Source organism: Streptomyces sp. NPDC028711 (assembly GCF_055565415.1).
This window is the reverse complement of sequence record NZ_JBVHUJ010000014.1, coordinates 221,854-244,886: the sequence shown is the minus strand read 5'-3', so window position 1 is coordinate 244,886 and position 23,033 is coordinate 221,854. Positions and strand designations below refer to the sequence as shown.

The following is a 23,033-nucleotide window of genomic DNA, read 5'->3' as shown; positions in this document are numbered from 1 at the left end:
CCACCGACGGCTGTCCCGCACAGCCCCGTGACAACCGCTCCGTAGCGTCGTCCACGACACGAGGAACACGGCTGGTCACGGGGTTGCGGAGGCGGTTGGGATGAGGCATGGCGAGGTGCTCGACTTCGAGGAGTACGTACGCACGCGGCAGGAGGCGCTGCTGCGCAGCGCCCGGCGTCTCGTCGCCGACCCCGTCGACGCGCAGGACCTCCTCCAGACGGCCCTCGCCCGTACCTTCGGGCGCTGGGACGGCATCGCCGACAAGTCCCTCGCCGACGCCTACCTGCGCCGGGTCATGATCAACACGCGGACCGAGTGGTGGCGCTCCCGCAGGCTCGAAGAGGTGCCCACCGAGCAGCTGCCCGACGCCTGCGGTGACGACCCCACCGAGCAGCACGCCGACCGGGCGCTGCTCATGGACGTCCTGAAGGTCCTCGCGCCGAAGCAGCGCAGCGTCGTCGTCCTGCGCCACTGGGAACAGATGAGCACCGAGGAGACGGCGGCGGCGCTCGGGATGTCGACGGGTACGGTGAAGTCGACGCTCCACCGCGCGCTCGCCCGGCTCCGCCAGGAGCTGGAGAGCCGTGACCTCGACGCCCGTGCCCTGGGCCGGACCGGGGAGCGGACGACCGTACGAGGCGACGAACGGGAGCGGGAGCGGTGCGCGGCCTAGACGGCGAAGCCGACGGCAGCAGACACGACGACGGCGGACACCACGTCGGCGGCGGACGCGACGACGGCGGACACCACGTCGGCAGCAGACACGACGACGGCGGACACCGCCTCGGCGGCGGACACGACGACGGCGGCGGTGGTGACGGCCCCGGAGGCCGCGACCGGTACGGGACAGGGGCCGGGCCCCGGCGCCGGCGCCGTACCGTCAAGGCGGCGAGCATCACGGCGGCGGCCGGGCTCGTCGCCGTCGGGCTGTCCATGGCCGCCTGCTCCACCGGCGGCACCGGCTCCCGCGACGAGGGCGCGGCGGCCACCCGCGACGCGGCCGCGGCGCCCACCCCCTCTCCCTCCGCCGAGGGCGGACTGCGGTCCGCCGAGCGGGTGGATCCGATCGCGCTGCTCAAGGCCGACCCGAAGATCGGCGAACGGCTGAAGGCCGATCTGAAGCCGTGCGTCGCCGACGCCTACCCGGTGGACGCCTCCTACGGCAATCTCACGGACGCACCCGCCCCCGATGTCGTCGTCAACGTGATGACCTGCGGCGATGCCGTCGGGATCGGCACGTACGTCTACCGGAAGGAGAGCGACCGGTACGAGAACGTCTTCATGGCGGAGGACGCGGCGGTGTACGCCACGATCGACCGCGGCGAGCTCGTCGTCACCAAGCAGGTGTACGCGGAGGGTGACCCGGTCGCGTACCCCTCGGGCGAGGACGTGCTCACCTACCGCTGGTCCGGGAACAGGTTCGTCCAGCACGACTGGGTGCACAACGACTACAGCCGGGCCGTCGGCGACGGCGGCATCGAGGAGCCCGCGCCGAGCGAGCCCCCGGCCAACTGAGCCGTAGCATCCGCCGAGCGGTACACCGCTCTCCGTACACCGAGCCGTACACCGTTCTCCGAGCCGTACACCCCCGACCGAAGAAGCAGCGCACGCACCCGAAGGGCACCGCACGATGGCCGAGACCCATGTCCTGTTCGTCGAGGACGACGACGTCATCCGTGAGGCCACCCAGCTCGCCCTGGAGCGCGACGGCTTCCGTGTCACGGCCATGCCCGACGGGCTGTCCGGCCTGGACGCCTTCCGGGCGCGGCGGCCGGACATCGCCCTGCTCGACGTGATGCTGCCGGGCATGGACGGGGTCAGCCTCTGCCGCCGCATCCGTGACGAGTCGACCGTGCCGGTGATCATGCTGTCGGCGCGTGCCGACTCGATCGACGTCGTCCTCGGCCTGGAGGCGGGGGCCGACGACTACGTCACCAAGCCCTTCGACGGCTCCGTGCTGATGGCCCGGATCCGTGCCGTGCTGCGCCGTTTCGGCCACGCCGGCGGGTCCGGCGCCGGTGAGCAGGGGGACGAGGGACCCGGCGGCGGGCTCCTCGTCTTCGGCGACCTCGAGGTCGACCCCGACGGCATGGAGGTCCGCAAGGGCGGGGCGCCGGTCGGGCTGACCCCGACCGAGATGCGGCTGCTCCTGGAGTTCTCGGCGGCGCCGGGCACGGTGCTCTCCCGGGACAAGCTCCTTGAACGGGTCTGGGACTACGGCTGGGGTGGCGACACCCGGGTGGTGGACGTCCATGTGCAGCGGCTGCGCGCCAAGATCGGCCAGGACAGGATCGAGACGGTCCGTGGCTTCGGCTACAAGCTCAAGAGCTAGGGCGGGGTCGTGAGGCTGTTGCCCATCCGTACCGGGGTCCGATGGAAGATCGCCGTCGCCATCGCGGCGGTCGGCGCGCTCATCGCGGTCACCCTCAGCGTGGTCGTGCACAACGCCGCCCGCATCTCGATGCTCGACAACGCGCGCGAGGTGCAGATGGAGCGGCTGCTCTTCGCACAGCGGATGTACGAGACGTCGAAGCCGAAGGAGCCGCGCTTCGGCACGAAGATCAACGATCCGTCGCTGCCGGCCCAGCTCGACCAGCTGATGCGGGACAAGCGGCGCGGCACGTACGTGCAGGAGCACCGGCACGGCGGGCCGCCCGACGTGTGGGCGGCCGTGCCGCTCGCCAACGGCGACGTGCTCTCGCTGCACATCCCCTTCGCCGACCGCAGCGCGACGATCATGAACGATCTGGACCGGGCGCTCGTCATCGGCTCGGTCTCGGTCGTCTTCGGCGGCTGCGCGCTCGGTGTGCTCATCGGCGGCCAGCTCTCGCGGCGGCTGCGGAAGGCGGCCGTCGCGGCCGGGCGGGTCGCCCAGGGCAACACGGACGTCCGGGTGCGGGAGGCCGTCGGCGGGGTCGTACGGGACGAGACCGACGACCTGGCGTGGGCGGTCGACGCCCTCACGGACGCCCTCAACGAACGGATCGAGGCCGAGCGGCGGGTCACCGCTGACATCGCGCACGAACTGCGCACCCCGGTGACCGGTCTGCTCACGGCGGCCGAGCTGCTGCCGCCGGGGCGCCCGACCGAGCTCGTACGGGACCGGGCGCAGGCCATGCGGACCCTTGTCGAGGACGTCCTGGAGGTGGCCCGGCTCGACAGCGCGTCCGAGCGGGCGGAGCTCCAGGAGATCTCGCTCGGCGAGTTCGTGGAGCGGCGGGTGCGGACCCTCGATCCCGAGGTGGTCGTCCGGGTCGTCCACGAGTCGTGGGTGAACACCGACCCGCGGCGCCTGGAGCGCGTCCTGGGCAATCTCCTCGCGAACGCCGCCAAGCACGGCAGGCCGCCGGTGGAGGTCACCGTCGAGGGCCGGGTCGTCCGCGTCCGCGACCACGGTCCTGGTTTCCCGGAGGCGCTCCTGAAGGAGGGCCCGAGCCGGTTCCGTACGGGGTCGAGCGACCGCGCGGGCCAGGGCCACGGGCTCGGCCTCACGATCGCGGCGGGCCAGGCCCGGGTCCTCGGCGCCCGGCTGACCTTCCGGAACGTGGCCTCGGAGAGCGCGCCGAACGGGGTGGGCGGCGCCATCGCGGTGCTGTGGCTCCCGGACCACGCGCCGACGAACACGGGCAGCTTCCCGATCCTGCGCCAGCCCGACTGACGGCTCCGGGGGTACGGGGGTGAGGCCGGTCCCTGTGTCGGGACCGGCCTCCTGTTTCGGGGCCGGCCCCTTTTCAGGACCGGCCCCACCCCGTACCGCCTCAGCGCGAGATCAGACCGTCTCGGCCACCTTCGTCTGGTCCCCGCCCTTCTCCGTCTCCGGGGCCTGCGCGGGGCCCGCGCCGCGGAGCGCCACCTCCTTGACGAGGAAGGCGAGGGCGAAGCCGAGCACGGCGATCGCGGCGGCGACCAGGAAGGCGCTGTGCGTGCCCGAGGCGACGGCGTGCTGGTAGGCCTCGCGGAGCGCCTCCGGCAGCTTGGCCAGGCTCGCCGCGTCCAGCTGGGCCGTCCCCTCGGTGAGGCCGGACCCGCCGCGCGCCGCCATCTCGTCCTGGACGCGGCTCGTGAAGAGCGCGCCCATGATCGCGACGCCGAAGGAGGAGCCGAGCGTCCGGAAGAGGGTGGTGGACGACGAGGCGACGCCCATGTCCTTCATCTCGACGCTGTTCTGGGCGACGAGCATGGTGATCTGCATGAGGAAGCCCATGCCGGCGCCGAGGACGGCCATGGAGACCCCGGAGGTCAGCCGGGAGGTGTCGGTGTCCATCTGGGCCAGCAGGAAGAGGCCGACCGTCATGAGGGCGCCGCCCACGATCGGGAAGATCCGGTACTTGCCGGTGCTGGTGGTGAAGCGGCCGACGAGCAGCGAGACGATCATCATCGCGATGAGCATCGGCAGGAGCAGCAGACCCGAGTTGGTGGCCGACGCGCCCTGGACGGACTGCTGGAAGATCGGCAGGTAGAGGACCGCGCCGAACATCACGAAGCCGGTGATGAAGCCGATCAGGGACATCACGGTGAAGTTGCGGCTGCGGAAGATGTGCAGCGGCATGATCGGGTCGCTCGCCCGCGTCTCGACGTACAGGAAGGCGGCGAGCGCGGCGGCTCCGCCGACGGCGAGGCCGACGATGGTGGCCGAGCCCCAGGCGTACTCCGTGCCGCCCCACGTGGTGACCAGGACGATCGCGGTGATGCCCACGGTCAGCAGCGCGGCACCGAGGAAGTCGATCGGCGTGCCGGTGGCGCGTCGCTTCTTCGGCAGGTGCAGGACGGTGGTGACCATGGCGAGGGCGACGGCGCCGAGCGGCAGGTTGATGTAGAAGGACCAGCGCCAGCCCCAGTGGTCGGTGATGGTGCCGCCGACGAGGGGGCCGCCGATCATGGCGAGGGCCATCACGCCGGCCATCATGCCCTGGTACTTGCCGCGCTCACGGGGCGGGATCAGGTCGCCGATGATGGCCATGACGCCGACCATGAGGCCACCGGCGCCGAGGCCCTGGATCGTGCGGAAGCCGATGAGCTGGCCCATGTCCTGGGCCATGCCGCTGAGCGCGGAGCCGATCAGGAAGATCACGATCGAGGTGAGGAAGACGCCCTTGCGGCCGAACATGTCGCCGACCTTGCCCCAGAGGGGAGTGGAGGCGGCGGTGGCCAGGGTGTAGGCGGTGACGACCCAGGAGAGGTGCTCGAGGCCGCCGAGCTCGCCGACGATCGTCGGCATCGCGGTGCCGATGATCATGTTGTCCAGCATCGCGAGGAGCATCGCGATCATCAGGGCGAGGAGGACGACGCGGACACTGCGTGGCTGCGGCTCCGGCTCTCCCTGCGCTGGCTTCGCTGTGGTCTGCGTCGTCATGTCGTCCCCTTACTTGCCGCCCGGCTAGTTACTACACTGGGGACGGTAGAGCCGTAACTTGCCGGTCGTCAAGTAAGTTTTCTTGAAAGTGGAGAGCAGCCATGGCCCGAGGCAACACCCGCCAGCGCATCCAGGACGTGGCCCTGCAGCTCTTCGCCGAGCAGGGGTACGAGAAGACCTCGCTGCGGGAGATCGCCGAGCACCTCGATGTCACCAAGGCCGCGCTGTACTACCACTTCAAGACCAAGGAAGACATCATCATCGGCATCTTCCAGGACCTCACCCGGCCCATGGACGAGCTGATCGCCTGGGCGAGGGAGCAGCCGCGCACGCTGGAGGTCAGGGAGCAGATCCTCCGCCGCTACCAGGAAGCGCTGATGGGCGCCTACCCGCTGTTCCGCTTCATGCAGGAGAACCAGGCGGCCGTCCGCGAGCTGAGCATCGGCCTGACCTTCAAGGAGCGGATGCTCGAGCTGAGCGGCCTGGTCCAGGAGCCGGACTTCGCCGTGCGCGACCGGGTGCGCTGCGTGAGCGCGATCTTCACGCTGCACGCGGGGATGTTCTTCATGGACAACGTCGAGGGCGACCCCGAGGAGAAGCGCGAGGCCGTCCTCGAGGTCGCCCTCGATCTGCTGAACCAGGCCCACGGGGCCGGGTAGCGGGAGCTCAGAGGCTCACGCGGGGGTGGTGGTGGCTCAGATGGTCACGCCGTGGGACCGCAGGAACGCGGCCGGGTTCACGGCGGAGCCGTAGTTCGGGGTCGTACGGATCTCGAAGTGCAGGTGCGGGCCGGAGGAGTTGCCGGTGTTGCCCGAGAGGGCGATCTGCTGGCCGGCGGCGACCTTCTGGCCGACGAACGCCTTGATCTTCGAGAGGTGGGCGTACTGCGAGTACGTGCCGTTGGCGTGCTTGACGACGATCGCGTTGCCGTACGCGGGACCGTCACCGCCGCCGTTCGGGCCGGCCTTCACGACGGTGCCCGCACCCGCGGCCTTGACCGGGGTGCCGACCGGGACGGCGAAGTCCTGGCCGGAGTGCTTGTGGGACCACATGGCGCCGCCCTGGTTGTAGCTGGCGGTCAGGGTGTACGAGGTGACCGGCTTGACCCAGGACGCGGCCTTCTTGGCGGCGACGACCTTCGTGGCGGCCTTCTTGACGGCGGCCTGCTTGGCAGCGGCCTGCTGGGCGGCGGTGACCTTCGCGGCCGAGGCCTTCGCGGCGGCGGCCTTGACCTGGGCGGCCACGTGGGCCTGGGTCTCGGCCTGGGCGGCGACGGCGGCGGACGCGGTGACCGCGACCGGAGCGGCGGCGTTGCCCTCGGCGGCGAAGGCGGACCCTGCTCCGGTCACCATCGTCGCTCCCAGGCCCGCGGCGGCGAGAGCGACGGCGGTGACGCGGGTGGCGGGGTTCATGACGCGCTTCGACATACGGGGGAAAACCTCCGGGAAGTACGGGACCCGACGCGAACAGTGCTGCGGCGCCGGGCTTGCTCATCCTTGGTAACCCGGACCCCCGGCCAGCCCAAAACACCCCATCTACGACATCGCGTCGTAGCGATCTCCGTGGAAGTTCAGCCCTTGACGACCCCGGAGACCACCTTCGAAATCGGACATACCGACACAAGAGAATCGGTTTATCCGCATGTCACCTTCGCCCGGAACCGCCGAAAACGCCGACCTCGCCCGGTTCGGGACCCTCCGGGACCAAAGTCCCGACGGTTCACTCCTGAACGTCCCGAATCGACACCAAAGGTCGCCACTATTCCGGTTAGTGCCCCCCGAAACCCCTGTGCCCCTTGTCACCAGCGGCACGCCCCGGATGCGACCTGGGTCACGCAGCCGAGCCGCCTCCGAGGCCGTCCCGCACTACGCTGACCGCTTCGGGGACCCACGGGGGGACACAGAGGGAACCGTCACTCATCGGCGCGCGACTCGCCTCGGCCGCGATCGGCCCCCTCCTGAAGAAACTGCTGGTCAGCGACGTTCCGGGGGCGGGTCTCACGGGGAACGCGCCCAAGGTGCGGCTCTCCGCCCTCGTCTCCTTCCGCGGTGAGAAGCGGGCGCTGACGGAGAAGGACGTCCGGAAGCTGGCCGCCACCCTCGTCGAACGCTCGGGCAGCGGCCTCGGCGAGACCCCCTTCCCCGCCGACGAGACCGAGGCCGACACCGACACCCTCGCGGCGACCCTGACCGCCATCGGCGACCTCGACACGGCGGCCCCCGCTTGCATGCCGATGCCGTCGCCCCCCCCCTGGACGTCATCGCCCGGACCTTCCCGGCCCTGGTCCAGCTGAGACTCCTCGGTGACCTCGGACAGCAGGTCCACGACCTCGCGCCGCTGGCGTCCCTGCCGCGCCTCGGCTCCGTCATGGGCGTCGGTGGCCGGTTCGTCGGCACCGAGAAGCTCGCCCCGACGGTCGAGATCCACATCTGAGCCGACAAACGAAAGGGGGCGGCCCCGGAACCGATTCGGTTCCGGGGCCGCCCCTCAGCGCACTACACGCTCAGCGCGGCGTCACGCGTCCTTCGACAGGTTCGGGCCCGTGCCGCCCGTCGCCTCGATCGGCGGGGCGTCCGGCAGGGCCGTCTTCTCCTCGCCGCGGAAGGTGAACGCCCGCTCCTCGCCCTCGCCCTCCGTGTCCACGACCACGATGTGACCGGGGCGCAGGTCGCCGAAGAGGATCTTCTCCGACAGCGTGTCCTCGATCTCGCGCTGGATCGTCCGGCGGAGCGGACGGGCGCCGAGCACCGGGTCGTAACCCTTCTTGGCGAGCAGCTCCTTCGCGGACTGGGAGAGCTCGATGCCCATGTCCCGGTCCCTGAGGCGCTCGTCGACGCGGCCGATCATCAGGTCGACGATCTGGAGGATGTCGTCCTGGGTCAGCTGCGGGAAGACGATGACGTCGTCCACACGGTTGAGGAACTCGGGGCGGAAGTGCTGCTTCAGCTCGTCGCTGACCTTCGCCTTCATCCGCTCGTAGTTGGACTTCGTGTCGCCCTGGGCCGCGAAGCCCAGGTTGAAGCCCTTCGAGATGTCCCTGGTCCCGAGGTTGGTCGTCATGATGATGACCGTGTTCTTGAAGTCCACGACCCGGCCCTGGGAGTCGGTCAGGCGACCGTCCTCCAGGATCTGGAGAAGGGAATTGAAGATATCGGGGTGGGCCTTCTCGACCTCGTCGAAGAGGACGACGGAGAACGGCTTGCGGCGCACCTTCTCGGTGAGCTGGCCGCCCTCTTCGTAGCCGACGTATCCGGGCGGCGAACCGAAGAGACGGGAAACCGTGTGCTTCTCGCTGAACTCCGACATGTCGAGGGAGATCATCGCGTCCTCGTCGCCGAAGAGGAATTCGGCGAGCGCCTTGGAAAGCTCGGTCTTACCGACGCCGGACGGACCGGCGAAGATGAACGAGCCACCGGGGCGCTTCGGGTCCTTCAGACCGGCACGCGTACGGCGGATGGCCCGCGAGAGGCCGATGACGGCGTCCTTCTGCCCGATGACGCGCTTGTGGAGCTCGTCCTCCATGCGGAGCAGGCGGCTGGACTCCTCCTCGGTCAGCTTGAAGACCGGGATGCCGGTGGCGGTCGCGAGGACCTCGGCGATCAGATCGCCGTCGACCTCCGCGACGACGTCCATGTCGCCGGCCTTCCACTCCTTCTCGCGCTTGGCCTTCGCGGCGAGGAGCTGCTTCTCCTTGTCGCGGAGCGAGGCGGCCTTCTCGAAGTCCTGCGAGTCGATCGCGGACTCCTTGTCGCGGCGGACGCCGGCGATCTTCTCGTCGAACTCGCGGAGGTCCGGCGGCGCGGTCATCCGGCGGATGCGCATCCGGGAGCCGGCCTCGTCGATCAGGTCGATCGCCTTGTCCGGGAGGAAGCGGTCCGAGATGTACCGGTCGGCCAGGGTCGCGGCCTGGACGAGGGCCTCGTCGGTGATGGAGACCCGGTGGTGGGCCTCGTACCGGTCGCGGAGACCCTTGAGGATCTCGATGGTGTGCGGCAGCGACGGCTCGGCGACCTGGATGGGCTGGAAGCGGCGCTCGAGGGCCGCGTCCTTCTCCAGGTACTTCCGGTACTCGTCGAGCGTAGTGGCACCGATGGTCTGGAGCTCACCGCGGGCCAGCATCGGCTTGAGGATGCTGGCGGCGTCGATCGCGCCCTCGGCGGCACCCGCACCCACGAGGGTGTGGAGCTCGTCGATGAACAGGATGATGTCGCCGCGGGTGCGGATCTCCTTGAGGACCTTCTTCAGGCGCTCCTCGAAGTCACCGCGGTAGCGGGAGCCGGCGACCAGCGCGCCGAGGTCCAGGGTGTAGAGGTGCTTGTCCTTGAGGGTCTCGGGCACCTCGCCCTTGACGATGGCCTGCGCCAGGCCCTCGACGACGGCGGTCTTGCCGACGCCGGGCTCGCCGATGAGGACCGGGTTGTTCTTGGTGCGGCGGGACAGCACCTGCATGACCCGCTCGATCTCCTTCTCGCGCCCGATGACCGGGTCGAGCTTGGACTCGCGGGCCGCCTGGGTGAGGTTGCGGCCGAACTGGTCGAGGACCAGGGACGTCGAGGGGGTGCCCTCGGCAGGACCGCCGGCGGTGGCGGCTTCCTTGCCCTGGTAACCGGAGAGCAGCTGGATGACCTGCTGCCGCACCCGGTTGAGGTCGGCGCCCAGCTTCACGAGGACCTGGGCGGCGACGCCCTCACCCTCGCGGATCAGGCCGAGCAGGATGTGCTCGGTGCCGATGTAGTTGTGGCCGAGCTGGAGGGCCTCGCGGAGCGACAGCTCCAGGACCTTCTTGGCACGCGGGGTGAAGGGGATGTGCCCGGACGGGGCCTGCTGCCCCTGCCCGATGATCTCCTCAACCTGCTGGCGGACCGCCTCGAGCGAAATCCCGAGGCTCTCCAGGGCCTTAGCGGCGACACCCTCACCCTCGTGGATAAGGCCCAGAAGGATGTGCTCGGTGCCGATGTAGTTGTGGTTGAGCATCCGGGCTTCTTCCTGAGCCAGGACGACAACCCGCCGCGCGCGGTCGGTGAACCTCTCGAACATCGTTAATCGCTCCTCAGAGCGGTCAGTCAGTTAGGGGTCGATCCCCTCCCTGTCCTTCCGCAGCTTAGTCCCGCAAGCGGGGACCGCTCATTCCAACTGCCGACATCCGTCCGGATCACCCCTCTTCCGTGGGGAGACCTGCCGCCGAACAACCGACAAATGCTCCAACCCGATGGTGCGAGACGATGTTCCCGCAGGCCAAGTAGTTAGCCGCGCCTTGAGTACGCCGATGGCGAACGTGAGACGCCGAAGCCCGCGAGTCACCCCCTCTCCACTAGGAATGTCTTACCCGTAAGGACTGACACTCCATGCGGTGCACCCCGGTTCCCTCCGCTACCAGCGAACACCCTTGCGCTCCCGAATGCACCCGTACACCCCATCCCGGACACCTCGCGCGTTCGGAGGGGGACCGTGCGTCACCGCGGGCGTAACCGAGGTGCCCTCGCGGGAGTTCCCCCGGCATGGCCCTCACCGTCCCGTCTCCCCGTACTCCGCCCGACGTCGGTCTGGCGCGGTGGTACGAGCACGAGCTGGGCTGGGCGACGGTGGCGGGACCGCCGGTGGGGCTCGTCACGGGGCTGCGCTTCGACGTCCTGGAGCTGCCTGCGGCGGCCGGTCACGGCGTGCTGCGCCGGATGGGCCCGGCGACGGGCCCCGTGGCCCTGCGCGGGCCCCGGATGGAGCTGCTCGTGGCCGCGGGGAGCGCGGAGGAGCTACCTGGCCTGCTCGACTGGCTCGAGTGGGGCGGCATCTCGCTCGATCTCAGGGCGCTGGGCGCCGACGGCCGGATGACCGCGCCCCTTCCCCCGGGGGGCGGATCCGGCACGCCGGGCACCGCGGTGTGGCTGCGGGCCCCGGCACCGGGTCGGGAGGTCGAGGCCTCCCTGCCGGCGCTGCGCTCCGCGCTGTGGGGCGGTGCGGACGTCCCCTGCCTGGTGCGGCTCGTGGCCGCCGCGGCCGTGGAGTGCCATCGGGTGCGGCTGCTGAGTGCCCGGACCCGGGGGCCGGCGCCTCAGCAGCTGTCGCCTCAGCGGTTCGCGTCCTCGTAGGCCGCCTTGATGTCGGCGGGCACGCGGCCGCGGTCGTTCACGTTCATGCCCTGCTCCTTGGCCCACGCGCGGATCTTCGCGGTGTCCGGGCTGCCCGCCGCCACGGCACGGCCCTTGCCGCGTCCACCGGTGGTGCGGCCACCGGTGCGGCGGCCACTCTTGGTGTACGGCTCGAGCAGGCCGCGGAGCTTTTCCGCGTTGGCGGTGGTGAGGTCGATCTCGTAGGTCTTGCCGTCCAGCGCGAACGTCACGGTCTCGTCCGCCTCGACACCGTCGAGGTCATCGACAAGAAGGACCTGAACCTTCTGTGCCACCGGATTTCCTTTCATCGAAAATGCAGTACGCGGAAAGGAAACCGCTTTTCCCGGAAAAACACAAACCCCTGGCAGAGGTTCAGAAGCCCGGCAACGCGGGAAACGTGCGCGATTCGGACATAGGGTTCCGTGCGGGGCTCAGGACGGGGTTCCACGGAGGGTTCCACCGGTGTTCCGTGTGGGGTTCGGGCAGGTTCCCCGTCACAGGTGCAGAAGCATCCGACTGTTGCCCAAGGTGTTCGGCTTCACTCGTTCGAGACCGAGGAACTCCGCGACTCCCTCGTCATAGGAACGCAGGAGCTCGCTGTAGACATCTCCGTCGACCGGGGTCTCGCCGATCTCGACGAAGCCGTGCTTCGCGAAGAAGTCGACTTCGAAGGTCAGGCAGAATACCCGCCGCACCCCGAGCCATCGGGCGGTGTGCAACAACTTGTCCAGCACCTGATGTCCCACACCGGCTCCCTTGAACTCGGGATCGACGGCGAGAGTGCGCACTTCGGCGAGGTCTTCCCACATCACATGCAGGGCACCGCAGCCGACGACGGTGGCGTCCTCGTCGCGTTCCGCGACCCAGAACTCCTGGATGGACTCATAAAGGGTGACGGTCGCCTTGTCGAGCAGGATGCCGCGCCGGACGAACGGATCGACGAGACGGCGGACCGCGGCGACATCTCCGGTGCGGGCCCTGCGTACGGTGACGGCTTTGGCGGAGGCCGCGGAGGCGGCCGGGGAAGCAGACGGCGACATGGGGGGACGCTATCGCTCCTGGGCCCCGGTCCCTTCGGCGCCCTCCTCGGGCGGGGCGGCGACCGGCGTATCGCGCTGGACGATACGGATGGCGTCGTTGAGGGCCTCGCGCTGGTCCTGCGACATCATGCCGAAGAAGGCGATGAGGGCCGCGGCGGGGTTGTCGCTCTGCGCCCATGCCTCGTTCATCAGGGCCGCCGCGTATGCGGCGCGGGTGGAGACCGCCGTATATCGATAGGCACGGCCTTCGACTTCCCTGCGGACCCAGCCCTTCTGATGGAGATTGTCCATGACGGTCATGACGGTGGTGTACGCGATGGACCGTTCCTGCTGAAGGTCCTCCAGAACTTCCCGGACGGTCACCGGACGGTTCCATTGCCAGACGCGCGTCATGACGGCGTCTTCGAGCTCTCCCAAAGGACGGGGCACAACGCCACTTTAGATCGCAAACAGCCGGTAAGAGGCTATTGAGCGAAAGAAAAACGCAACAAAAAGGACGTACGACCTCGAAGGGTCGTACGTCCCGTGCGCTCAGGGGACCGAGCTCAGGAGGGGCCGGGAGCTCAGGAGGCGGGGGTGCCGTCCGCCTGGCGGGTGGCCTCGGCCCGGGCGAGGGCGGCGTCCACGACCGCGTCCTCCTTGGCCTTGTTCGGGCCGCCCTGGCTCTTCACGATGACGACCACGAGGGCCGTGAAGAACGCGGCCATCACGATGGGGGGCAGGAGCGCGGATACGTAGTCCATGGCGACCAGAGTAGCTAGCCCGCGACCCGTTCCTCGGGCGGGGGCGGGGGTACGGGCCTCCGGCGCGGCGGGAACACCTCGGAGGGTTTGGGGACCGGGCGCTCGGCCGGGGCGGGTGGCGTCGGCTTGGGCTCGTCCCCCGCCGCGCGCCCGCCGGGCAGGGCGAGCAGCCGGGCTCTGGAGGCGACGGGCGCCGAGCTGGTGGTCGCCTGGGAGACCCGGGCCAGGCGCGCGCGTACGGAGCGCTCGGCGAGGGTCTGACAGCGGGCGAGCAGCGTGGCCGCGGCGGGGTTGCGGCGCAGTGCGCGGAGGGCGGCGAGGTCGTCGGCCGCCGGGTCGTACCCGGCGGCGAGCGCGTCCTGGAGGAGCTCCAGATAGCCGCCGAGGGAGCCGGGCAGCGCCTCGCGGTAGCGGGCCAGGTCGTCGAGGAGGAAGGCGCGGAGCCTGCCGGCCTCGTGTACGGCCTCGTCCACGGATGCGGCGAGCCGCAGGGCGTCCTGGACGTCCTCGTCCTGGAGGGGGGCGGGGTGGAGGGCGACGGCGAGGGCACGGCGGAGCACACGCAGCTCGTCCGCGCTGAACGCCATGCCGCCGCGGGATCCGTATGGCGTGGGCATGGGCCGACGATACGCGCTAATCGGACAATTTCCTCTTAGCGATCATTACGGCGCGCCGGTCCGACGCGACGGCCGCCGCCCCGCCCCCGTCCGTCCCGCGCGGGTCCGTCAGGTCCGTCACATGCGGGAGACGTTGCGCTCGTAGACCAGGCGCAGGCCGATCAGGGTCAGCCACGGCTCGTGCTCGTCGATCTCCTTGGAGTCGGCGAGGACCATCGGTGCCAGGCCTCCCGTCGCGATCACCGTCACGTCCGACGGGTCGCCGTTCGGGCCGACGAGCTCCCGCTTCATGCGGGCGACCACGCCGTCGACCTGGCCCGCGTAGCCGTAGACGATGCCCGACTGCATCGCCTCGACCGTGTTCTTGCCGATCACGCTGCGCGGCCTGGCCAGCTCGATCTTGCGGAGCATGGCCCCCTTGACCCCGAGCGCCTCGACGGAGATCTCGATGCCCGGCGCGATGGCCCCGCCCGCGTACTCGCCGCGCGCGGTGATCGCGTCGTACGTCGTCGCCGTACCGAAGTCGACGACGATCGCCGGGCCGCCGTAGAGCTCGACGGCGGCGACCGCGTTGATCACGCGGTCCGCGCCGACCTCCTTGGGGTTGTCCGTGAGGACCGGGACGCCTGTCTTGACGCCCGGCTCCACCAGGACCGCCGGAACGTCCCCGTAGTACCGCCGCGTCACCTCGCGCAGCTCGTGCAGCACCGAGGGGACCGTCGCGCAGATGGCGATCCCCTCGATGCCGTCGCTCAGCTCGACGCCGAGCAGCGGGTGCATGCCCATGAGGCCCTGGAGCAGGACCGCCATCTCGTCGGCGGTGCGGCTCGGATCCGTGGAGATCCGCCAGTGCTCGACGATCTCGTCACCGTCGAAGAGACCGAGGACCGTGTGCGTGTTGCCGACGTCGATGGTGAGCAGCATCAGGCCCGCACCTCGCGCAGGTCGAGGCCGATGTCGAGGATCGGGGAGGAGTGGGTGAGTCCGCCGACCGCCAGGTAGTCCACGCCGGTCGCCGCGTACGCCGCCGCGTTCTCCAGGGTCAGCCGGCCCGAGGACTCAAGCACGGCGCGGCCGGCGACGAGGGCGACGGCCTCCGCGGTCTCGGCCGGGGTGAAGTTGTCGAGCAGGATCAGGTCGGCGCCCGCGTCCAGGACCTCGCGGACCTGGTGCAGGGTGTCGACCTCGACCTCGATCGGCAGCTCGGGGAACAGCTCGCGCACGGCCTTGAAGGCCTGGGCCACGCCGCCGGCGGCCACCACGTGGTTGTCCTTCACCAGGGCCGCGTCGGAGAGCGACATGCGGTGGTTGACGCCGCCGCCGCAGCGGACCGCGTACTTCTCCAGGGCGCGCAGGCCCGGCGTCGTCTTGCGGGTGTCGCGGACCTTGGCGTTCGTGCCCTCCAGGGCGTCCGCCCACGCGCGCGTGGCGGTGGCGATGCCGGAGAGGCGGCACAGGATGTTCAGCGCGCTGCGCTCGCCGGTGAGCAGGTCCCGGGTGCGGGCGGTGACGCTGAGGAGCACGTCCCCGGCCTCGACGCGCTCGCCGTCCTCGACGTGCCGCTCGACCTCGAACGCGTCCGCGCAGACGATGGACAGCACGGCCTCGGCGACCCGCAGTCCTGCGACGACACCGGCCTCGCGGGCGGTGAAGTCGGCGGTGGCGACGGCGTCCTCGGGGACGGTCGCGACGGTCGTCACGTCGACCCCGCCGTCGAGGTCCTCGGCGATGGCGAGGTGGGCGATGTCCTCGACCTGGACGGGGTCGAGGCCGGCGTCGGCGAGCAGTTCGGCGAGCGCGGGGTCGAGGCCGCACTCGAACTCCTCACCGCCGCCGCACGCGCAGTCGTCGCCGCAGCCGCCGGCCTCTTCGGAGGGGACCGTGCTGATCTGGATGAGAGGGACGTCCACGGGCTCGGGACGGGCTTCCTCGGGCGTGCTCACTTACGGCTCCCTGGGGCGTCGAGGGTGGGGGGAAGGTCGGGGGTCTCGGTGGTGCGGACGTCGAGGGTCCGCTCCGGGGTCAGGCGTACGACGAGATGGCGGCGCCACTCCGTGTCGTCCCGGTCCGGGTGGTCCTCGCGCCAGTGGCAGCCGCGGGTCTCCTCGCGGCGGCGGGCGGCGGCGACCAGGACCCGGGCGACGCACAGCAGGTTGGTGGTCTCCCAGGAGTCCACGCCCGGCTCGGCGGCCTTGGTGTCGTCGGTGCCGCCCGCGAGGGCGTCGCTGTGCAGGGCGTCGAGGGCCTCGGCGGCCTCCCGCAGGCTGGCCTCGGAGCGCAGCACCCCGGCGCCGGCCGTCATGGTCCGCTGGATACGGGTGCGGGCGCCCGCCACGGGCAGCGGCAGGGTCACGGGGGCCGCGGGCGGCAGCGGCGCGCCCACCGCGCGCGGCGCGGCGGCCACGACGTCCTCGGCGATCCGCTCGGCGAAGACCAGGCCCTCCAGGAGCGAGTTCGAGGCGAGCCGGTTGGCGCCGTGGACGCCCGTGCAGGCGACCTCACCGCACGCGTACAGGCCGGGCACGGTGGTGCGGCCCCGGAGGTCCGTGCGGATGCCGCCGGAGGCGTAGTGCGCCGCGGGGGCGACCGGGATCGGCTCCGTCACCGGGTCGATGCCGTGGGCGCGGCAGGCGGCCAGGATCGTCGGGAAGCGCTGCTCCCACATCTCGGCGCCGAAGTGACGGGCGTCGAGGTACATGTGCTCGGTGCCCTGCTCCTGCATCCGGCGCGTGATCGCCTTGGCGACGATGTCGCGGGGCGCGAGCTCGGCCAGCTCGTGCTGACCGGTCATGAAGCGGACGCCGTCGGCGTCGACCAGGTGGGCGCCCTCGCCCCGTACCGCCTCGGAGACCAGCGGCTGCTGGCCCTCGGAGCCCGCGCCGAGGAAGAGCACCGTGGGGTGGAACTGGACGAACTCCAGGTCGGAGACCTCGGCCCCGGCGCGCAGGGCGAGCGCGACGCCGTCGCCGGTGGAGACGGGCGGGTTGGTGGTGGCGGAGAAGACCTGGCCCATGCCGCCGGTGGCGAGGACCACCGCGGGCGCGTGGACGGCGCCGACGCCGTCGTGCTGCCCCTCGCCCATGACGTGGAGGGTCACGCCCGCCGTGCGGCCCTCGGCGTCCGTCAGGAGGTCGAGGACGAGGGCGTGCTCGATGGTGCGCACGCCCCGGTCCCGTATCGCCTCGACGAGGGCGCGGGAGATCTCGGCGCCGGTGGCGTCCCCGCCCGCGTGCGCGATCCGGCGGCGGTGGTGGCCGCCCTCGCGGGTCAGGGCGATCTCGCCGTCGGCGGTCTTGTCGAAGTCCGCGCCGGTGGCGATGAGGCGGCGGACGGCGTCGGGGCCCTCCGTGACGAGGGCGCGCACGGCCCGCTCGTCGCAGAGTCCGGCGCCGGCGACGAGCGTGTCGTCGAGGTGCTGCTCGGGGGTGTCGCCCTCGCCGAGCGCGGCGGCGATGCCGCCCTGGGCCCAGCGGGTGGAGCCGTCGTCGAGGCGCGCCTTGGTGACGACGACCGTGCGGAGCCCGGCGGCGGTGCAGCGCAGGGCGGCGGTGAGGCCCGCGACACCGGAGCCGACCACGACGACGTCGGCGTCGATGGCCCAGCCCGGCGCGGGCGCGTGCAGCCGTATTCCGGTCACTTGGCGGCTCCGAAGGTCAGGGGGATGTTGTCGATGAGCCGCGTGGTCCCCACGCGCGCGGCGACGGCGAGGATCGCCTCCCCGTCGTGGTCGTCGGCGACCTCGGTGAAGTCGGCCGGGTCGACGAGGGCCAGGTAGTCGAGGGTCAGCGGCGGCTCGGCCCTGGTCGCCTCGTCGAGGACGGAGCGGGCCGCGGCCCGTACGGCCCCGGCGCGGCCGCCCTCGACGGCCTGCGCGACCGCGTGGGCGTCGGCGGCGGCCCGTGCCTCGCCGAGCCGGGACAGCGCCTCGGCGCGGTTCTCGGCCCGGCCCTGGGCGCCCGGCAGGGACGCGGCACGCGCGCGCAGTGCCTCCTGGGCGGCGAGCCGGTCGCAGGCGGCGAAGAGCGCGCGGGACAGCGCGAGGGCGGTACGGCGCTCGTCGGCCGACAGGTAGCGGTTGCGGCTGGACAGCGCGAGGCCGTCGGTCTCGCGGACGGTCTCGACGCCGACGATCTCGACCGGGAAGTTCAGGTCGCGGACCATGCGGCGGATCAGGGCAAGCTGCTGGGCGTCCTTCTGGCCGAAGAAGGCCAGGTCGGGCGCGGTGAGGTGGAGGAGCTTGGCGACGACGGTCAGCATGCCGTCGAAGTGGCCGGGCCGTGCGGCGCCTTCGAGGCGTTCGCCCATGGGGCCCGCGGTGATCCGGACCTGGGGCTCGCCGCCGGGGTAGACCTCGTCGACGGAGGGCGCGAAGACGGCGCTCGCTCCCGCGTCGAAGGCGAGCTCCAGGTCGGCTTCGAGGGTGCGGGGGTACCGGTCGAGGTCCTCGCCCGCGCCGAACTGGAGCGGGTTGACGAAGACGGTGACGACGACGAAGCCCTTGTCGCCGACGCGCTCGCGGGCGGTGCGGATCAGGGTGGCGTGGCCCTCGTGGAGGGCGCCCATGGTCATGACCACGGCGTTGCGGCCGGGGGCGCCGTGGTGCGCGACCGCGTCGGCGAGTTCCTCGGCCGTGGGGAGGAGCTCGGCCGGCTGGTGACGGACGGTCCGGCCGCCCTCGGCGCTCTTGCGGGCGAACAGCGTCATCGGTCGTCTCCCTGGGGCCCGTCGGCCGCTCCGGCGGTGCCCGTCGAGGTGTCGGCGGCGAGCACCCCGAGGAGGTCCTCGGCCAGCTCGGGCTTGAGCAGGCCGTGCGCGAGCGCCCGGTCGGCGGTCGTACGGGCCATCGCCAGATAGCCGGCGACGGTGCCGGGCGCGTGCTTGCGCAGCTCGGCGACATGGGCGGCGACCGTGCCCGCGTCACCGCGCGCGACGGGCCCCGTGAGGGCCGCGTCGCCGGAGCGCAGGGCGTTGTCGAGGGCGGCGCCGAGGAGCGGTCCCAGCATCCGGTCGGGGGCGGCGACCCCGGCCGTGCGGAGCAGCTCCATCGACTGGGCCACCAGGGTGACCAGGTGGTTCGCGCCGAGGGCCAGGGCCGCGTGGTACAGCGGCCGGGCCTCCTCCGCGATCCACTCGGGCTCGCCGCCCATCTCGATCACCAGGGCCTCCGCCGCGAGCCGCAGCTGCTCGGGAGCGGTCACCCCGAAGGAACAGCCGGCGAGCCGCTGGACGTCGACCGCGGTGCCGGTGAAGGTCATCGCGGGGTGCAGGGCGAGCGGGAGCGCGCCGGCCCGGCGGACGGGGTCGAGCACCCGTACCCCGTACCGCCCGGAGGTGTGCACGATCAGCTGTCCCGGCCGTACGGCTCCGGTCTCGGCGAGGCCCTCGGCGAGACCGGGCAGCGCGTCGTCCGGCACGGTGAGGAGGACCAGGTCGGCGAGGGCGAGCACGCGGGCGGGCTCGACGACCGGGACGTCGGGCAGGAGGGCCGCCGCGCGGCGCCGGGAGGCGTCGGAGACGGCGGAGACGGCGACCGGGCGGTGCCCGGCGAGCCGGAGCGAGGCGGCGAGGGCGGGGCCCACGCGGCCGGCGCCGACGACTCCGACGGTGAGCCGGGCGGGTCGGTCCTCGGATCGGGGCTCTGGCGCTTCTGGTGCGTTCACGGTGGGGACGGCCTTCCGTTCCAGTCCTCGGCGGGTACCGGACGATTTCTGGTCATGCTACGCCAGCGTTTCGCGCTGCTCCGTGGCTGTCCACAGGGTGTGGGCGGCGGTGTGATGATCGGGCCATGGAACCTGTGAGTCCTGTGGACGAGGAAGCGGCCCGGCTCTACCGGGCGAAGGTCTGGGGCGGTGCCGAGCGCACGCTGTGGCACACCCAGGCGGACGGCACGGTCGGCACGCACCTGCGTGAGCTCGCCGCGTGGGCGGAGGCGTCCGGGCGGGCGGACCAGCCCGTGGACACGTACGCGGACGGGCCGGTCGAGGAGCTGGAGCGGCGCGTCGCCGAGGTGCTCGGCCTGCCCGCCGCCGTCTTCTTCCCGACGGGCACGATGGCCCAGCAGGTGGCGCTGCGCTGCTGGGCCGGCCGCACCGGCAGCCCCGTCGTCGCCCTCCACCCGCTCGCCCACCCCGAGGTCCACGAGGGCGGCGCGCTCGGGGCCGTGTCCGGGCTCCGTACGGTCCACCTCACCGACGCGCCCCGGCTGCCGACGGCCGAGGAGGTGCGCGACCACCCGGAGCCCTTCGGGACGCTGATGCTGGAGCTGCCGCTGCGGGACGCCGGCTTCGTGCTGCCGACCTGGGACGAGCTGACCGAGGTGGTGGAGGCTGCCAGGGAGCGGGACGCGGTGGTCCACTTCGACGGGGCTCGGCTCTGGGAGTGCCCGACGCGTTTCGGCCGTCCGCTCGCGGAGATCGCGGGGCTCGCCGACAGCGTGTACGTCTCGTTCTACAAGTCCCTCGGCGGCCTGTCCGGCGCCGCGCTCGCCGGACCCGAGGAGGTCATGGCGGAGGCGCGGGTGTGGCGGCACCGGTACGGCGGCCTGCTCTTCCAGCAGTACCCGGCGGCGCTCTCCGCGCTCCGGGGCCTGGACGTCGAGCTGCCCCGGCTGCCCTCGTACGTGGCACACGCGCGCGTGGTGGCCGACGCGGTCCGGGAGGCGTTCACGGAGGCGGGCGTGGGCTGGTTCCGGGTCCACCCGGAGGTCCCGCACACCCACCAGTTCCAGGTCTGGCTGCCGTACGCCCCGGAGGCCCTGACGGCGGCGGCCCTGGCCCAGACCGAGGCCACCGGCACGGCCCTCTTCCGCCGCTGGTCCGCCCCGGGCCCGGGCGGCCCGCCGGGGGTCGCGGTGACGGAGCTGACGGTGGCGGCACGAGGCCTGGAGTGGACGGCGGAGGATGTGGGGGCGGCGGTACGGGACTTCCTGTCGCGGCTCACGTAGGCGCGTGGACGGCGACCGTGGCCGCCACCGGGGCTCAGCGGCTCGGCCAGCGGCTCGGCTCACGTGGAGGCCCGTCGGCGGCGCCACCGGCTCAGGGCGGCGCGGATGCCACCCCGTGCGAGGCGGCCCGCCACCACCCGCTCGAAGCGGCGGCGGTCGCGGACGGCCCGCAGCAGGGCGACGTCGTAGGTGCCGGGCGGCGGAGGCGGGGGTTCCCCGAGGCGGGCGGCACGGTAGCTGTCGAAGACGTACTGGTGCAGCGCGTTCATGCCCTCACCGTGCGCCGCGCCGGTGTGGTCAGGCCCGTGGTTTGACGGGGGTCGTCAAACGGCGCGACAGCGCCCCCGACCCACCCCGCACCATGGTCGGGTGAGCGTGACGATCGACATCACCGGACTGCCGCACGAGCGGATCACCTTCTGCCCCTCGCCCCTGGCGGAACTGGGCGCCGCCCTGCACGCCCTGGCCGAGCCCACGCACCACCCCCGGCTGCACGCCTGGACGACCACGACCGCGGCGGCGCTGAAGCCGGAGCTCGCGGACCGGCTCCACGAGGCCGACTTCATGTGGAACTCCACCCGCTCGGACATCCTGCTGCCGCCGCGGCCCCGGGAGACCCTGGCCGAGGAGCTGGACGACCTCGACCGCATGGACGACGAGAAGTACGTGGGCTCCGCCCTGGAGATCTCCTGCAACAGCAAGTACACGCACGGCGCCCCCTCCCCGCTCGTCGACGAGCGGATGCGGCGCCGCGCCCTCGACCTGGCCGCGGCGCGGGGGCCCCGGCAGACCGCGTTCGTGGAGCGGATGCTGGCCGACCCTCCCGGCACGCGCGCGTGGGTCCGGCGGCTCCTGGAGGACTGCGACGAGGCCTTCTTCGCGGACACCTGGCGCCGCGTCCACGTCCAGCTCGCCGCCGACGCCCGCCACAAGACGGAGCTGATGCGCCGCAGGGGGCTCGCCGAAGCCGTCGCCGCCGCCTCCGGCGCCATGACCCTGGAGGAGGACGCGCAGGGTTCCCGGATCGTCGTCGACAAGCTGGTCCAGGGCCGGATCAGGGCCCAGGGCTCCGCGGTGACGTTTCTGCCGACGGCCTTCGGCTGGCCGCACCTCTTCGCGCTCTACACGCCCGGCTGGCAGCCCGTCATCCAGTACCCGGTCCCCGACCGCGACCTCGGCGGCGCGGCGTCCGTCGAGGAGGTCAGGCTGCGCCTGGAGGCCGTCGCCCACCCGATGCGGATGCGGCTCTGCCGCAGTCTGGCCCGCGGTTCGAGCACGACGAGCGAGCTGGCCGACGCGTACAACATCACCGCCCCCGAGGTCTCGCGGCACCTCGCGGTCCTGAAGAAGGCCGGCCTGATCACCACCCAGCGCCGCGGCCGGTACGTCCTGCACCAGCTCGACGTGGCCGTCGTCGCCCGCCTCGGCAGCGACTTCCTGGAGTCGGTCCTGCGCTGAGCCGCCGCCTCAGGGCCTGGCGCCGACGCGGACTCTCAGGGCCTGCCGCCCGCGCGGACCGCTCGGAGTCCGTCCCTCTCGCGGACCGCTCAGGGCCTGCCGCCCGCGCGGACCAGGCCCGTCTCGTACGCGAGGACGACGACCTGCACCCGGTCGCGGAGGCCCAGCTTGGTGAGGATGCGGCCCACATGGGTCTTCACCGTCGCCTCCGAGAGGACGAGCCGCGCGGCGATCTCGCCGTTCGACAGGCCCTGGGCGACCAGCATCATCACCTCGCGCTCCCGGTCCGTCAGGCGGCCCAGCTCCTTGTGCTCGGGCTCCTTGCCCGACGACGGCAGCATCGGCGAGAAGCGGTCGAGCAGCCGCCGGGTGGTCGAGGGGGCCACCACCGCGTCCCCGCTGTGCACCGAGCGGATCGCGCCGAGCAGCTCGGCCGGCGGCACGTCCTTCAGCATGAAGCCGCTCGCGCCCGCCTTGAGCCCGGAGAACGCGTACTCGTCGAGGTCGAAGGTGGTCAGGATGAGCACCTTCGGGGCATCCGGCTGCGAGCAGATCCGCCGGGTCGTCTCCACCCCGTCGAGCTTGGGCATGCGCACGTCCATGAGGACGACGTCGACCGCCGTCGACCGCAGCACCTCAAGGGCTTCGACGCCGTCGCCCGCCTCCGCCACGACCTCCATGTCCGGCTGGGCGGCGAGCACCATACGGAAACCGGTGCGCAGCAGCACCTGGTCGTCGACAAGCATCACGCGGATGGACATCAGATTCCTTC

25 protein-coding genes are annotated in these 23,033 nt (G+C 71.9%); 10 read left to right on the top strand and 15 right to left on the bottom strand.

The window, feature by feature from the left end:
* The first annotated feature begins 100 nt into the window (after positions 1-100).
* From ACZ4VK_RS33910 to cseC, 4 genes are all read left to right on the top strand, one after another.
* Positions 101-673, top strand: a complete 573-nt coding sequence (locus ACZ4VK_RS33910; RefSeq protein WP_351216954.1) for a SigE family RNA polymerase sigma factor — start codon at positions 101-103, stop codon at positions 671-673.
* Complete coding sequence (locus ACZ4VK_RS33905; RefSeq protein WP_468360825.1) at positions 661-1,515, top strand: hypothetical protein; 855 nt, start codon at positions 661-663, stop codon at positions 1,513-1,515. Before ACZ4VK_RS33910 ends, ACZ4VK_RS33905 begins: the two co-directional genes overlap by 13 nt.
* Positions 1,516-1,630: 115 nt before the next feature.
* Positions 1,631-2,332 (top strand): two-component system response regulator CseB, encoded by a 702-nt coding sequence (cseB, locus tag ACZ4VK_RS33900; RefSeq protein WP_468360824.1) that lies wholly within the window; start codon positions 1,631-1,633, stop codon positions 2,330-2,332.
* 9 nt (positions 2,333-2,341) lie between these two features.
* Positions 2,342-3,658 (top strand): two-component system sensor histidine kinase CseC, encoded by a 1,317-nt coding sequence (gene cseC, locus ACZ4VK_RS33895; protein ID WP_468360822.1) that lies wholly within the window; start codon positions 2,342-2,344, stop codon positions 3,656-3,658.
* 111 nt (positions 3,659-3,769) lie between these two features.
* Here the strand turns inward: cseC and ACZ4VK_RS33890 are convergent, their stop codons facing one another.
* A complete protein-coding gene (locus ACZ4VK_RS33890) occupies positions 3,770-5,353 on the bottom strand; it encodes an MDR family MFS transporter (protein ID WP_468360820.1) in 1,584 nt (527 codons plus the stop codon).
* 101 nt (positions 5,354-5,454) lie between these two features.
* On the opposite strand from ACZ4VK_RS33890, the gene ACZ4VK_RS33885 reads away from it, so the two are divergent.
* Positions 5,455-6,012 (top strand): TetR/AcrR family transcriptional regulator, encoded by a 558-nt coding sequence (locus tag ACZ4VK_RS33885; RefSeq protein ID WP_468360818.1) that lies wholly within the window; start codon positions 5,455-5,457, stop codon positions 6,010-6,012.
* Positions 6,013-6,048: 36 nt separating this feature from the next.
* Here ACZ4VK_RS33885 and ACZ4VK_RS33880 read toward each other — a convergent pair whose 3' ends face one another.
* Positions 6,049-6,780 (bottom strand): M23 family metallopeptidase, encoded by a 732-nt coding sequence (locus ACZ4VK_RS33880; protein ID WP_468360816.1) that lies wholly within the window; start codon positions 6,778-6,780, stop codon positions 6,049-6,051.
* 368 nt (positions 6,781-7,148) lie between these two features.
* Between ACZ4VK_RS33880 and ACZ4VK_RS33875 the strand changes: the two genes are divergently transcribed.
* Both ACZ4VK_RS33875 and ACZ4VK_RS33870 read left to right on the top strand, forming a co-directional pair.
* Complete coding sequence (locus ACZ4VK_RS33875) at positions 7,149-7,646, top strand: NACHT N-terminal Helical domain 1-containing protein (protein WP_468360813.1); 498 nt, start codon at positions 7,149-7,151, stop codon at positions 7,644-7,646.
* Positions 7,577-7,786: a hypothetical protein gene (locus ACZ4VK_RS33870; RefSeq protein WP_468360810.1), complete on the top strand. Its 210-nt coding sequence runs from the start codon at positions 7,577-7,579 to the stop codon at positions 7,784-7,786. The genes ACZ4VK_RS33875 and ACZ4VK_RS33870 overlap by 70 nt, the downstream gene beginning before the upstream one ends.
* An 81-nt stretch (positions 7,787-7,867) precedes the next feature.
* Here ACZ4VK_RS33870 and ACZ4VK_RS33865 read toward each other — a convergent pair whose 3' ends face one another.
* On the bottom strand, positions 7,868-10,390 hold the full coding sequence (locus ACZ4VK_RS33865; RefSeq protein ID WP_468360807.1) for an ATP-dependent Clp protease ATP-binding subunit: 2,523 nt from the start codon (positions 10,388-10,390) through the stop codon (positions 7,868-7,870).
* A gap of 461 nt (positions 10,391-10,851) precedes the next feature.
* Between ACZ4VK_RS33865 and ACZ4VK_RS33860 the strand changes: the two genes are divergently transcribed.
* Positions 10,852-11,439: an SCO3374 family protein gene (locus ACZ4VK_RS33860; RefSeq protein WP_468360805.1), complete on the top strand. Its 588-nt coding sequence runs from the start codon at positions 10,852-10,854 to the stop codon at positions 11,437-11,439.
* Here the strand turns inward: ACZ4VK_RS33860 and ACZ4VK_RS33855 are convergent.
* The 10 genes from ACZ4VK_RS33855 to ACZ4VK_RS33810 form a co-directional block, all read right to left on the bottom strand.
* Positions 11,418-11,753, bottom strand: coding sequence for a histone-like nucleoid-structuring protein Lsr2 (locus ACZ4VK_RS33855; protein ID WP_468360802.1), 336 nt, complete (start codon positions 11,751-11,753; stop codon positions 11,418-11,420). The two genes, ACZ4VK_RS33860 and ACZ4VK_RS33855, sit on opposite strands and share 22 nt — an antisense overlap.
* A 201-nt stretch (positions 11,754-11,954) precedes the next feature.
* Entirely contained in the window at positions 11,955-12,500 is a 546-nt protein-coding gene (locus ACZ4VK_RS33850) for an amino-acid N-acetyltransferase (protein WP_073810891.1), read from the bottom strand.
* Positions 12,501-12,509: 9 nt separating this feature from the next.
* Positions 12,510-12,929 (bottom strand): BlaI/MecI/CopY family transcriptional regulator, encoded by a 420-nt coding sequence (locus tag ACZ4VK_RS33845; protein ID WP_468360798.1) that lies wholly within the window; start codon positions 12,927-12,929, stop codon positions 12,510-12,512.
* 134 nt (positions 12,930-13,063) lie between these two features.
* On the bottom strand, positions 13,064-13,243 hold the full coding sequence (locus ACZ4VK_RS33840) for a hypothetical protein (RefSeq protein WP_468360795.1): 180 nt from the start codon (positions 13,241-13,243) through the stop codon (positions 13,064-13,066).
* Positions 13,244-13,257: 14 nt separating this feature from the next.
* Positions 13,258-13,830: a hypothetical protein gene (locus ACZ4VK_RS33835; protein ID WP_468360910.1), complete on the bottom strand. Its 573-nt coding sequence runs from the start codon at positions 13,828-13,830 to the stop codon at positions 13,258-13,260.
* 147 nt (positions 13,831-13,977) lie between these two features.
* Positions 13,978-14,784 (bottom strand): type III pantothenate kinase, encoded by an 807-nt coding sequence (locus tag ACZ4VK_RS33830; protein ID WP_030219841.1) that lies wholly within the window; start codon positions 14,782-14,784, stop codon positions 13,978-13,980.
* A complete protein-coding gene (gene nadC / locus ACZ4VK_RS33825) occupies positions 14,784-15,803 on the bottom strand; it encodes a carboxylating nicotinate-nucleotide diphosphorylase (protein ID WP_468360792.1) in 1,020 nt (339 codons plus the stop codon). The genes ACZ4VK_RS33830 and nadC overlap by 1 nt, the downstream gene beginning before the upstream one ends.
* Positions 15,800-17,497, bottom strand: coding sequence for an L-aspartate oxidase (locus ACZ4VK_RS33820; protein ID WP_468360789.1), 1,698 nt, complete (start codon positions 17,495-17,497; stop codon positions 15,800-15,802). Before ACZ4VK_RS33820 ends, nadC begins: the two co-directional genes overlap by 4 nt.
* The gene (gene panC / locus ACZ4VK_RS33815; RefSeq protein WP_468360786.1) at positions 17,494-18,564 is read right to left on the bottom strand and encodes a pantoate--beta-alanine ligase; all 1,071 of its coding nucleotides are present in this window, start codon (positions 18,562-18,564) and stop codon (positions 17,494-17,496) included. Before panC ends, ACZ4VK_RS33820 begins: the two co-directional genes overlap by 4 nt.
* Complete coding sequence (locus ACZ4VK_RS33810; protein WP_468360783.1) at positions 18,561-19,520, bottom strand: Rossmann-like and DUF2520 domain-containing protein; 960 nt, start codon at positions 19,518-19,520, stop codon at positions 18,561-18,563. Before ACZ4VK_RS33810 ends, panC begins: the two co-directional genes overlap by 4 nt.
* Positions 19,521-19,645: 125 nt before the next feature.
* Here ACZ4VK_RS33810 and ACZ4VK_RS33805 point away from each other — a divergent pair, with 125 nt between their 5' ends.
* Positions 19,646-20,803, top strand: a complete 1,158-nt coding sequence (locus tag ACZ4VK_RS33805) for a threonine aldolase family protein (protein WP_468360780.1) — start codon at positions 19,646-19,648, stop codon at positions 20,801-20,803.
* 59 nt (positions 20,804-20,862) lie between these two features.
* Here the strand turns inward: ACZ4VK_RS33805 and ACZ4VK_RS33800 are convergent, their stop codons facing one another.
* Positions 20,863-21,072, bottom strand: a complete 210-nt coding sequence (locus tag ACZ4VK_RS33800) for a hypothetical protein (RefSeq protein ID WP_468360778.1) — start codon at positions 21,070-21,072, stop codon at positions 20,863-20,865.
* A 106-nt stretch (positions 21,073-21,178) separates the two neighbouring features.
* On the opposite strand from ACZ4VK_RS33800, the gene ACZ4VK_RS33795 reads away from it, so the two are divergent.
* Positions 21,179-22,261: a DUF5937 family protein gene (locus tag ACZ4VK_RS33795; RefSeq protein ID WP_468360907.1), complete on the top strand. Its 1,083-nt coding sequence runs from the start codon at positions 21,179-21,181 to the stop codon at positions 22,259-22,261.
* A gap of 89 nt (positions 22,262-22,350) precedes the next feature.
* Here ACZ4VK_RS33795 and ACZ4VK_RS33790 read toward each other — a convergent pair whose 3' ends face one another.
* The gene (locus ACZ4VK_RS33790; RefSeq protein ID WP_468360775.1) at positions 22,351-23,022 is read right to left on the bottom strand and encodes a response regulator transcription factor; all 672 of its coding nucleotides are present in this window, start codon (positions 23,020-23,022) and stop codon (positions 22,351-22,353) included.
* Positions 23,023-23,033 lie beyond the last annotated feature (11 nt).

Bases quoted from the DNA above. Each gene is read 5' to 3' on its own strand.
- ACZ4VK_RS33910 (WP_351216954.1), top strand. From the start codon at position 101: ATGAGGCATGGCGAGGTGCTCGACTTCGAGGAGTACGTACGCACGCGG.
- cseB (WP_468360824.1), top strand. From the start codon at position 1,631: ATGGCCGAGACCCATGTCCTGTTCGTCGAGGACGACGACGTCATCCGT.
- ACZ4VK_RS33890 (WP_468360820.1), bottom strand. From the start codon at position 5,353: ATGACGACGCAGACCACAGCGAAGCCAGCGCAGGGAGAGCCGGAGCCG.
- ACZ4VK_RS33885 (WP_468360818.1), top strand. From the start codon at position 5,455: ATGGCCCGAGGCAACACCCGCCAGCGCATCCAGGACGTGGCCCTGCAG.
- ACZ4VK_RS33880 (WP_468360816.1), bottom strand. From the start codon at position 6,780: ATGTCGAAGCGCGTCATGAACCCCGCCACCCGCGTCACCGCCGTCGCT.
- ACZ4VK_RS33865 (WP_468360807.1), bottom strand. From the start codon at position 10,390: ATGTTCGAGAGGTTCACCGACCGCGCGCGGCGGGTTGTCGTCCTGGCT.
- ACZ4VK_RS33860 (WP_468360805.1), top strand. From the start codon at position 10,852: ATGGCCCTCACCGTCCCGTCTCCCCGTACTCCGCCCGACGTCGGTCTG.
- ACZ4VK_RS33850 (WP_073810891.1), bottom strand. From the start codon at position 12,500: ATGTCGCCGTCTGCTTCCCCGGCCGCCTCCGCGGCCTCCGCCAAAGCC.
- ACZ4VK_RS33840 (WP_468360795.1), bottom strand. From the start codon at position 13,243: ATGGACTACGTATCCGCGCTCCTGCCCCCCATCGTGATGGCCGCGTTC.
- ACZ4VK_RS33835 (WP_468360910.1), bottom strand. From the start codon at position 13,830: ATGGCGTTCAGCGCGGACGAGCTGCGTGTGCTCCGCCGTGCCCTCGCC.
- ACZ4VK_RS33830 (WP_030219841.1), bottom strand. From the start codon at position 14,784: ATGCTGCTCACCATCGACGTCGGCAACACGCACACGGTCCTCGGTCTC.
- panC (WP_468360786.1), bottom strand. From the start codon at position 18,564: ATGACGCTGTTCGCCCGCAAGAGCGCCGAGGGCGGCCGGACCGTCCGT.
- ACZ4VK_RS33805 (WP_468360780.1), top strand. From the start codon at position 19,646: ATGGAACCTGTGAGTCCTGTGGACGAGGAAGCGGCCCGGCTCTACCGG.
- ACZ4VK_RS33800 (WP_468360778.1), bottom strand. From the start codon at position 21,072: ATGAACGCGCTGCACCAGTACGTCTTCGACAGCTACCGTGCCGCCCGC.
- ACZ4VK_RS33790 (WP_468360775.1), bottom strand. From the start codon at position 23,022: ATGTCCATCCGCGTGATGCTTGTCGACGACCAGGTGCTGCTGCGCACC.